The sequence below is a fragment of the Methylobacterium sp. WL18 genome, assembly GCF_008040015.1.
In the GTDB taxonomy this organism is placed as follows: domain Bacteria; phylum Pseudomonadota; class Alphaproteobacteria; order Rhizobiales; family Beijerinckiaceae; genus Methylobacterium; species Methylobacterium mesophilicum.
Window position 1 is genome coordinate 1 of the sequence record NZ_VRVD01000127.1, and the last position, 9,662, is coordinate 9,662.

The window sequence follows — 9,662 nt, forward strand, 5'->3', positions numbered from 1 at the left end:
GGCTCGACGCCGCCGCGGTCGCGGCCGCGCAGAAGCGCGACGAGGCGACCCCGACGCTCTCGACCCTGCGCCGCTACGAACTGCGCGCGCCGTTCGCCGGGCGGGTGGTCGAACGGAAGGTCGATGTCGGCTCGGCGGTCGGCAAGGAGGGCGACCCGGCCGAGATCTACCTGGTGGCCGACCTCTCCACCGTCTGGATCGAATTGTCGGTGCCGACCCTCGACCTCGCCCGGGTGCAGGAGGGCGCCCGCGTGACCGTCACCCCGAGCCGGGAGGGCGGCGGCCGCCACCAGGAGGGCCGGGTGATCTTCGTGAGCCCGTTCCTCAACCCGGAGACCCGCTCGGCCCGGGTCGTGGTCGCCCTGCCCAATGCCGACCTGGCCTGGCGCCCCGGCACCTTCGTCACCGCCGAGATCGAGATCGACCGGGATCCCGTGCCGGTCCGGGTGCCCAAGGCGGCGCTCCAGACCGTGGCGGGGGCGCGCGTGGTCTTCGTCCGCACGCCCGAGGGCTTCGCCATGCGCCCGGTCGAACTCGGGCGCTCCGACGACGAATCCTACGCGGTCACGGCGGGGCTCGCAGCCGGCGCCGAGATCGCGGTCGGCAACACCTTCCTGCTGAAGGCCGAGCTCGGCAAGGCCGAAGCCGGCCACGACGATTGAGGCGCCGGACATGCTCAGCCGCATCCTCGACGTCGCGATCCGCCAGCGCTGGCTGGTCCTGCTCCTCGTGCTGCTGGCGGCGGGCTTCGGCGCCACGGCGCTGACCCGGCTGCCGATCGACGCGGTGCCCGACATCACCAACAATCAAGTGCAGATCAACACCCTGGCGCCGTCGCTGTCGCCGGTCGATGTCGAGCGCCAGGTGACCTACCCGGTCGAGACAGCGCTCGCCGGCATCAAGGGGCTCGAATACACCCGCTCGCTCTCGCGCAACGGCTTCTCGCAGGTCACCGCGATCTTCGACGAGCGGCTCGACATCTACTTCGCCCGCCAGCAGGTCGCCGAGCGCCTGTCGCAGGTGAAGGGCGACCTGCCGCCCGGCGCCGAGCCGCATATGGGCCCGATCTCCACGGGGCTGGGCGAGATCACCATGTGGTCGGTCCAGTACGCCAAGCCCGACGCGCGAACGGTCTCGCCCGGGGGGCGGCCGGGCTGGCAGCCGGACGGCAGCTACCTGACGCCGGAGGGCCAGAGTCTCGCCACCGAGCTGGAGCGGAACGCCTACCTGCGCACCGTCCAGGACTGGATCATCCGGCCCCAGATCCGCACCGTGCCGGGGGTGGCCGGGGTCGACGGCATCGGCGGCTACGAGAAGCAGTACCATGTCCAGCCGGACCCCACGAAGCTGACCGCCCTCGACCTGTCCTTCGCGGACGTGGTCCGGGCGCTCGAGGCCAACAACGCCAACCAGGGCGCCCGCTACCTCGAGGATAACGGCGAGGGCACCATCGTGCGCGCCGCCGGCCGCCTGGAGAGCATGGAGGCGATCGCCGACGTGGTGGTGGCCACACGGGGCGGCGTGCCGGTGCGGGTCCGGGACGTGGCAGCCCTGCGGTTCGGGCGCGAATTGCGCACCGGCTCCGGCAGCGTGGACGGCCGGGAGGCCGTGATCGGCACCGCCCTGATGCGGATCGGCGAGAACAGCCGCACGGTCGCGGCCGCGGTCGAGGCCCGCATGGCCCAGATCCGGCGGACGCTGCCGCCCGGGATCGTGGTGCGGACGGTGCTCGACCGGACGGTCCTGGTCGAGGCCACGATCCGCACGGTGGCCCGGAACCTCGCCGAGGGCGCGGCCCTGGTGATCGCGATCCTGTTCCTGCTGCTGGGCAACATCCGGGCCGCCCTGGTCACCGCCCTGGTGATTCCGGTCGCCATGCTGATGACGGTGACCGGCATGGTCGAGGCAAAAATCTCGGCCAACCTGATGAGCCTCGGCGCCCTCGATTTCGGGCTGATCGTCGACGGCGCGGTGATCATCACCGAGAACGCGCTGCGCCATCTCGCCGAGCGCCAGCAGGGGCTCGGCCGCGGGCTCACCCTGGAGGAGCGCCTGGAGACGGTCCGGGCCTCGGCCGAGGAGATGATCCGGCCGTCGCTGTACGGGCAGGCGATCATCATCCTGGTCTACGGGCCGCTCCTGACCTTCACGGGGGTCGAGGGCAAGATGTTCGAGCCGATGGCTCTGACCGTGATCCTGGCGCTGGCCTGCGCGTTCGTCCTGTCGCTGACCTTCGTGCCGGCCATGATCGCCATCGTGATCACCGGCCGGGTCACCGAGGTCGACAATCCGCTGATCCGGGGCCTGAAGGCGGCTTACCGGCCGCTGCTCGGAGCTGCGATCCGGGCGCCGGCGCCGTTCCTGGGGGCGGCCCTGCTGCTGCTCGTGGGCGCCGGCCTGCTGGCGGCCCGGCTCGGCACCGAGTTTATCCCGCTGCTGGACGAGAAGAGTATCGCACTCAACGCCAGCCGGATCCCCTCGACCTCCCTGACCCAATCGCAGGCGATGCAGCTCAAGGTCGAGGAGGTCGTGGCGGGCTTCCCGCAGGTGGCCACCGTGTTCTCGAAGACCGGCACCGCCGAGATCGCCTCCGACCCGATGCCGCCGAGCGCCTCGGACACCTTCGTGATCCTGAAGCCGCAGGCGGAGTGGCCCGATCCCACGCTCACCAAGGCGGCTCTGCAGGCGCAGATCGAGGCGGCTTTGGGCGACCTCGCCGGCAACGTCTACGAGTTCTCCCAGCCGATCCAGCTGCGCTTCAACGAGCTGCTCGCCGGGACCCGGGGCGACCTCGCCGTCAAGGTGTTCGGCGACGCGTTCGAGCCGATGCTCAAGACCGCCAACCAGATCGCCGCGATCCTGCGCGGCATCGACGGGGCCGACGACGTGAAGGTCGAGCAGATCGCCGGGCTGCCGGTCTTCGAGATCGGGATCGACCGGACCGAGGCGGCGCGGCTGGGCCTCAGCACCGGAGCGATCCAGGAGGTGATCGGCGCCGCGATCGGCGGCCGGGAGGCCGGTTCCGTGTTCGAGGGCGACCGGCGCGTCCCGATCGTGGTGCGCCTGACCGACGCCGTCCGGGAGGACCGCGAGGCCCTGGAGAACCTGCCCGTCCCCCTCCCCCCGGGGCCGAACGGCAAGGTCGCCTCCGTCCTGCTGCGGCAGGTCGCCAGCTTCTCGGTGACCGAGGGGCCGAACCAGATCTCGCGGGAGAATGGCCAGCGGCGCGTCGTCGTCACCGCCAACGTGCGCGGCCGGGACATCGGCTCGCTTGTGGCCGAAGCGCAGGCGAAGGTCGCCGAGCAGATTGCGCTGCCGGCCGGCTCCTACGTGACCTGGGGCGGCCAGTTCGAGAACCTCGCCTCGGCCCGGCGGCGCCTGACCCTGGTGGTGCCGGTCTGCTTCGGCCTGATCTTCCTGCTGCTGACCTCGGCGCTCGGCAGCGCGCGCGACGCGCTCCTGGTGTTCTCCGCGGTGCCGCTGGCGCTCACCGGCGGGATCGCGGCCCTGTGGCTGCGGGGCATGCCGCTGTCGGTGCCGGCCGCGGTCGGGTTCATCGCGCTCTCGGGCGTCGCGGTGCTGAACGGCCTGGTGATGCTGAGCTTCATCAAGCAGCTCGTCGCCGAGGGCCGGCCCCTGCGGGCGGCGATCCTGGAGGGGGCCGTGACCCGCCTGCGGCCCGTGGCCATGACGGCGCTGGTCGCGTCGCTCGGCTTCGTCCCGATGGCGCTCGCCACCGGAACGGGCGCCGAGGTGCAGAGGCCGCTGGCCACCGTGGTGATCGGCGGCCTGATCAGCGCGACCCTGCTGACCCTGGTGGTCCTGCCGGCCCTCTACGCGCGCTTCGGGAGGGCCGCGGCCCCGTCCGGCGCCGAGCCTGGCAGGTCGGCTCAGCCGGCAGGCCCCAGCCCTTGACCAGGCCGTAGACCGCCGGGATCACGATCAGGGTCAGGAGCGTCGATGAGGCCATGCCGCCGATCATCGGCACGGCGATCCGCTGCATCACCTCGGAGCCCGCCCCGGTGCTCCACAGGATCGGCAGGAGGCCGGCCATGATCGCCACGACGGTCATCATCTTGGGGCGGACCCGCTCCACCGCCCCGACCATGATGGCGGCGCGCAGGTCCGCGCGGGTGAGGGGTCGCCCGGCCCGGGCCGCCTCCCCGCGCCGCTCGGCGAGCGCCTGGTCGAGATAGACCAGCATCAGGATCCCGGTCTCGGCGGCGACGCCGGCCAGCGCGATGAAACCCACCGCCACGGCGACCGACAGGTGGAACCCCATGGCCCACATCAGCCAGACGCCGCCGACCAGCGCGAAGGGCAGCGACAGCAGCACGATCAGCGTCTCGGTCACCCGTCGGAACACGAGGTAGAGCAGCAGGACGATCACCAGCAGGGTCGCCGGGACGACGATCCGCAGCCTTGCCTCGGCCCGCTCCAGGGCCTCGAACTGGCCGCTCCACTGGAGCGTCACGCCCTCGGGCAGCGTCACCGCGCGGGCCACCACGTCCCGCGCCTCTTCGACGTAGCCGCCGAGGTCACGCCCGGCGATGTCGACGTACAGGTAGAGCGCGGGGCGCCCGTTCTCGCTCCGGATCGACGTCGGCCCGCGTACGAGCTGGATCGTCGCGACCGCCCCGAGCGGCACGGTCCCCCCGCCCGGGAGCGCCACCTGGACGTCATCGGCGATCGCCTGCGGGTCGGACCGGAGGGCACGCGGGTAGCGCACGCTGACGCCGTAGCGCTCGCGCCCCTCCACGGTGGTGGTGACGGTGGCGGCGCCGAGCGCGGTGGCCACCACGTCCTGGACGTCGCCGACGGTGAGCCCGTAGCGGCCGAGCGCCTCCCGGTCCGGGGTGATGTCGAGGAAGGTGCCGCCCACGACCCGCTCGGCATAGGCGCTCGTCGTGCCCGGGACCGTGCGGAGCACCGCCTCGACCGCCCGGGCGACCGGTTCCAGGGCGGCGAGATCGGGGCCGAACAGCTTGACGCCGACGGGGGTGCGGATGCCGGTGGCCAGCATGTCGATCCGGGCGCGGATCGGCTGGGTCCAGGCGTTGGACACGCCGGGAAACTGCAGCGCCTTGTCCATCTCGGCCCGCAGGCTCGCCAGCGTCACGCCGGGCCGCCACGCCTCCGGGGCCTTGAGCCGGATGATCGTCTCGAACATCTCGAGCGGCGCCGGATCGGTCGCGGTGCCGGCCCGGCCCGCCTTGCCGTAGACCGAGGCGACCTCCGGGAACGTCTTGATGATCCGGTCCTGGGTCGCCAGCAGCTCGGCCGCCTTGGTGACGGAGAGGCCCGGCAGGGTCGTGGGCATGTAGAGCAGCGTGCCCTCGTTGAGCTCGGGCATGAATTCCGAGCCGAGCTGGCGCGCCGGCCAGATCGTGGCGGCCAGCATCCCGAGCGCCAGGACGAGCGTCAGGATCCGGGCCCGCAGCACCGCGGCGATCAGCGGCCGGTAGATCCCGATCAGCAGCCGGTTCACCGGGTTGCGGTGCTCCGGGACGATCCGGCCGCGCACGAACAGGATCATCAGCGCCGGCACCAGGGTCACCGACAGCAGCGCGGCCGCCGCCATCGCGAAGGTCTTGGTGAAGGCGAGCGGCCCGAACAGCCGGCCTTCCTGGCTCTCCAGGCTGAAGATCGGCAGGAACGAGACCGTGATCACCAGGAGCGACAGGAACAGCGACGGCCCGACCTCGGCGGCGGCCCCGACCAGGATCTCGGCCCGGGGCCGGCCCGGCGGCGCGCGCTCCAGGTGCTTGTGGGCGTTCTCGATCATCACGATGGCGGCGTCGATCATCGCCCCGACCGCGATGGCGATGCCGCCCAGACTCATGATGTCGGCGCCAAGCCCGAGCGCCCGCATGGCGGAAAACGCCATCAGGATCCCCACCGGCAGCATCAGGATCGCCACCAGCGCGCTGCGCAGGTGCAGCAGGAACACGACGCAGACCAGCGCGACGATCGCGCATTCCTCGACCAGGGTGTGGGTCAGCGTCGCGATCGCCGCGTCGATGAGCTGCGACCGGTCGTAGACCGGCACGATCTCGGCGCCCGACGGCAGGCTCTTGCCGATCTCGGCCAGGCGATCCTTGACGCTCGCGATGACGGCGCGGGCGTTGGCGCCGAAGCGCTGCACCACGATGCCGCCCGCGACCTCGCCCTCGCCGTCGAGCTCGGCGATCCCGCGCCGCTCGTCGGGCCCGATCTCGACCCGGGCGACGTCGCGCACCCGCACCGGCGTGCCGGCGTCGGTCTTGAGCACGACGGCTCCGATGTCGGCGGTGCCCTTGAGGTAGCCCCGGCCGCGCACCACCACCTCGAACTCGGACAGCTCGACCGTTCGACCGCCGACATCGGCGTTGCTCGCCCGGATCGCGTCCCGCAGGCGGTTCAGGCTGATGCCCTGCGCCCGCAGGCGGTTCGGGTCGACCACCACGCTGTATTGCTTGACGAAGCCGCCCACCGGGGCGACTTCCGCCACCCCCTCCCCGCGCGAGGCCGCGAACCGGACCACCCAATCCTGCAGGGAGCGCAGTTCGGCCAGCGTCCGCTGCCGGGCCAGGATCACGTACTGGTAGACCCAGCCGATCCCGGTGGCGTCGGGCCCGAGCGTCGGGATCACCCCGGCGGGCAGGCGGCCGCCGGCGCCGTTGAGGACTTCGAGCACCCGCGAGCGTGCCCAGTACGGGTCGGTGCCGTCCGCGGAGATGACGGTGACGAACGAGACCCCGAACATCGAGACCCCGCGCACGACCTTGGCCCGCGGCACGGTCAGCATCGCGGTGGTCAGCGGGTAGGTGACTTGGTCCTCGACCACCTGCGGCGCCTGGCCGGGATACTCGGTGTAGACGATGGTCTGTACGTCCGAGAGGTCCGGGATGGCGTCGAGCGGCAGGGTGCGCAGGGCCTGGACGCCCGCCGCCACCGCGAAGGCGGTGGCGATCAGCACGAGCACGCGGTTGCGCGCCGACCAGGCGATCAGCCGGGCGATCATGGGTCGCCCTCCCCGTCGGCGGCCGGCGGGGCGGCGAGGCTTGCCAGCGCCGCCTTCAGGTTGCTCTCGGCGTCGATCAGGAAATTGGCCGCGGTGACGACCCGCTCGCCGGCCCGGAGGCCCGCGCGGATCTCGACGAAGCCGTCGCCGCGCCGCCCGATCTCGACCGCCCGGGGCGCGAACCTGCCCTCCCCGGCCTCGATCAGCACCGCCTGGCGCGATCCGGTCTCGAGCACGGCTTCTTCCGGCACCGCCACCACCGGCTCGGTGGCGCCCGTGGCGATCTCGACGTCCGCATACATGTCGGGCAGGAGCAGCCCGTCCGGGTTCGGCAATTCGATCCGGATGCGGGTCGCGCGGGTCTCCCGGTTCACCTGCGGGTAGATCACTCCGACCCGGCCGGTGGCGGTCCGGCCGGGCACCCGCACGGTTGCGGCCTGACCCACGCGGATGCCGGCGAGGTCGCGCTCCGGCACGTCTGCCAGCACCCAGACCTGCGACAGGTCGGCGATCCGGAACAGGGTGTCGCCGGCCGCGGCCTTCATGCCCTCCACGGCCCGCCGCTCGAGCACCAGCCCGTCGCGCGGCGAGGCCCAGGTGATGGCGCGGGGCACCGTCCGGGTCCGCTCCATCTCGGCGATCACCGCCTCGGAGACGTTCAGGTTGCGGATGCGGCGCCGGGCGCCGTCGAAGCCCGGATTGGCGATGAGCTGCGCGGCGGCGGCGTTGATCTCCGGCGCGTAGACCGAGACCAGATTCTGGCCCTTCCGGACACGGTCGCCGGTGGTGACGTCCTCGACATGGTCGACATAGGCGTCCGCCCGGGTCGCCACCACGGTGACCCGGCGCTCGTCGAGCGCCACCGTGCCCGGCACCCGGACCGGCCGGGACACGACCCGGCGCTCGACCACGGCGCTGCGCACGCCGGTGCGCTGGATCCGGCCCGGCGAGACCGTGACGGTGCTCGGATCCGGGTCGTCGTCGTCATAGACCGGGATGTAGTCCATCCCCATCGAATCCGTTTTGGGTGTCGGCGAGGTGTCGGGCAGACCCATCGGGTTGCGGTAGTAGCGCACCGTTCGGCCGGGATCTTTTTTTGGCCCGTCGCCCTCCCCTGGCCCGGCCCGACCCGGAACGTCCTCGGCGGCGGGCCGGTCGAATCGTAGATCCTCGCTGGCCTGGACGGCCCGGAACAGGCGCCCGTCCTCGGTCATCATCGGCGACAGGGAGTAGACCGGCTTGCCGTCCGGATCCTGGTAATAGACCACCGGCCCCGTAGGCTTCGGCGCAGCAGCCGGACTCCCGCCGGCGAAACCCGCCCAGGCGCGGGCGATGGACAGGGGTGCTGCGCTGTCGCTCACGCGCCCTGCCCCATAGCCGAGGCCCCCCGCCGCCAGGGCGGCGAGGGTCCCGGCCAGCCAGGCCGCGCGGCTCACGGCACGGCCCGGAAGACGAGCTTGTCGCTCACGGTGCCGGTCTCGCCCTGGACCTTGGCCCCCAGCGACAACCGCCAGCTCCCCGCCATGGTGAGCTTGGTCCTGAACCGGTAGAGGCCCGGCTCCGTGGACGGGAGCTGCGCGAGGGTCGAGGTCATCTCGTCCATGCTGTCGGGGGCCATGTCGATGCGCTTGGCGAAGATCACCGCGTCGGTGACCAGCTGGCCGCTGCGCGTGTCGACCAAGCGGATCGTCAGGACGGCGTCGCCGACCTTGGCCTCCTGCGTGACGAGTTCGAACCGGTAATCCGCCGGTGCGGCCCGGGCCGGGGTACACAGAGCGGTGCCGACGAGCGCGGCCGTGCAGGCGCGCGCCAGGGATTGGGCAAGGAATTGAAAGGTCACACAGAATCTCCTGAACACGATGTCCGGCCGCACGGGCGTGCAGCCTCACGCGGGCGTCATGGCCCGCGGCATCGGGGTCAGGCTCGGGGCGGCTCTGGCGGCGGTGTCCCGGTCACGCTGGCGAACCGCGCCGCCTTCCGGGCAAACAGAGGCGCCCCGGTGGCGAAGGGCACCGGCAGGCCGATCCCGGACGGCGGCAAGGAGGCGAGGCCGGCAAGGCACAGGGCCATCAGCGGACAGCCCTTGAGGCAGCCCTCGGACCCGTCCCCGGGCTGCTGGTCCGACGGGGCCGCGGCCTCGGGCGGGCAGCAGGGCATGGCGTCCATGGCGGCTCCCGCCATGTCGTCCATCGGCGCCATGTCCATCGGCGCCATCGCGTGGCCGTGCTCATGCGGCGCGGACCGCTCCGCTTGGGCCGTCGTCGGCGCATGCATGCCGGCGACCGCCGCGGGGGCGGCGACCGGAAGCAGGGCGAGGCTGAGAACCGCCAGGAGCGGGAGCAGCCGCCGAAGGGCCAGCCAGAGGATCACGGTGTCAGGATGCCAGCTTTCGGGTCAGGGCGGAAGCGCCTCATCGTTCGCCGGCGATCCGCTGCGGGTCCGCGCGGGTCGAGCGCGCGGTCTCAGCGGTGCCGGCGGGTGATCAACCGCGCCAGCCGCGGCCGCAGGGGCAGGAACAGCCGGTAGGCCGCCTCCGCCACGGTCAGGATGGGACGCAGCCCGAAGACGCGCAGCTCGACGAGGCGGCCGAGCCAGCGCCAGTTCGGCAGGACGCGCCACAGCCGCGCGAACGCCGCCGCCCCCGACACGAGCCGGCCGT

General features: G+C 72.5%; 5 protein-coding genes and 2 pseudogenes. 2 read left to right on the forward strand and 5 right to left on the reverse strand.

Going from position 1 to position 9,662, the window contains the following annotated elements:
- Positions 1–662: efflux RND transporter periplasmic adaptor subunit (locus FV228_RS11955; RefSeq protein ID WP_147854826.1), on the forward strand; the 662-nt coding region annotated here is incomplete at its 5' end.
- A 10-nt stretch (positions 663–672) separates the two neighbouring features.
- On the forward strand, positions 673–3,915 hold the full coding sequence (locus tag FV228_RS11960) for a CusA/CzcA family heavy metal efflux RND transporter (RefSeq protein WP_147854827.1): 3,243 nt from the start codon (positions 673–675) through the stop codon (positions 3,913–3,915).
- On the opposite strand, the pseudogene FV228_RS11965 reads toward FV228_RS11960, so the two are convergent.
- The 5 genes and pseudogenes from FV228_RS11965 to FV228_RS11985 form a co-directional block, all read right to left on the reverse strand.
- Positions 3,896–7,003, reverse strand: a pseudogene (locus tag FV228_RS11965) (CusA/CzcA family heavy metal efflux RND transporter); the annotation flags it as partial. The gene FV228_RS11960 and the pseudogene FV228_RS11965 sit on opposite strands and share 20 nt — an antisense overlap.
- Positions 7,000–8,439: an efflux RND transporter periplasmic adaptor subunit gene (locus FV228_RS11970; RefSeq protein WP_147854828.1), complete on the reverse strand. Its 1,440-nt coding sequence runs from the start codon at positions 8,437–8,439 to the stop codon at positions 7,000–7,002. The pseudogene FV228_RS11965 and the gene FV228_RS11970, both read right to left, overlap by 4 nt.
- On the reverse strand, positions 8,436–8,843 hold the full coding sequence (locus tag FV228_RS11975; RefSeq protein ID WP_246693891.1) for a FixH family protein: 408 nt from the start codon (positions 8,841–8,843) through the stop codon (positions 8,436–8,438). The genes FV228_RS11970 and FV228_RS11975 overlap by 4 nt, the downstream gene beginning before the upstream one ends.
- 77 nt (positions 8,844–8,920) lie before the next feature.
- The gene (locus FV228_RS11980) at positions 8,921–9,373 is read right to left on the reverse strand and encodes a hypothetical protein (RefSeq protein WP_147854830.1); all 453 of its coding nucleotides are present in this window, start codon (positions 9,371–9,373) and stop codon (positions 8,921–8,923) included.
- Between the two features lie 92 nt (positions 9,374–9,465).
- Positions 9,466–9,662 (reverse strand): annotated as a pseudogene (locus FV228_RS11985) (DUF393 domain-containing protein); the annotation flags it as partial.

Excerpts from the sequence above, each read along its gene's own strand:
- FV228_RS11960 (WP_147854827.1), top strand. The coding sequence starts at position 673 with ATGCTCAGCCGCATCCTCGACGTCGCGATCCGCCAGCGCTGGCTGGTC.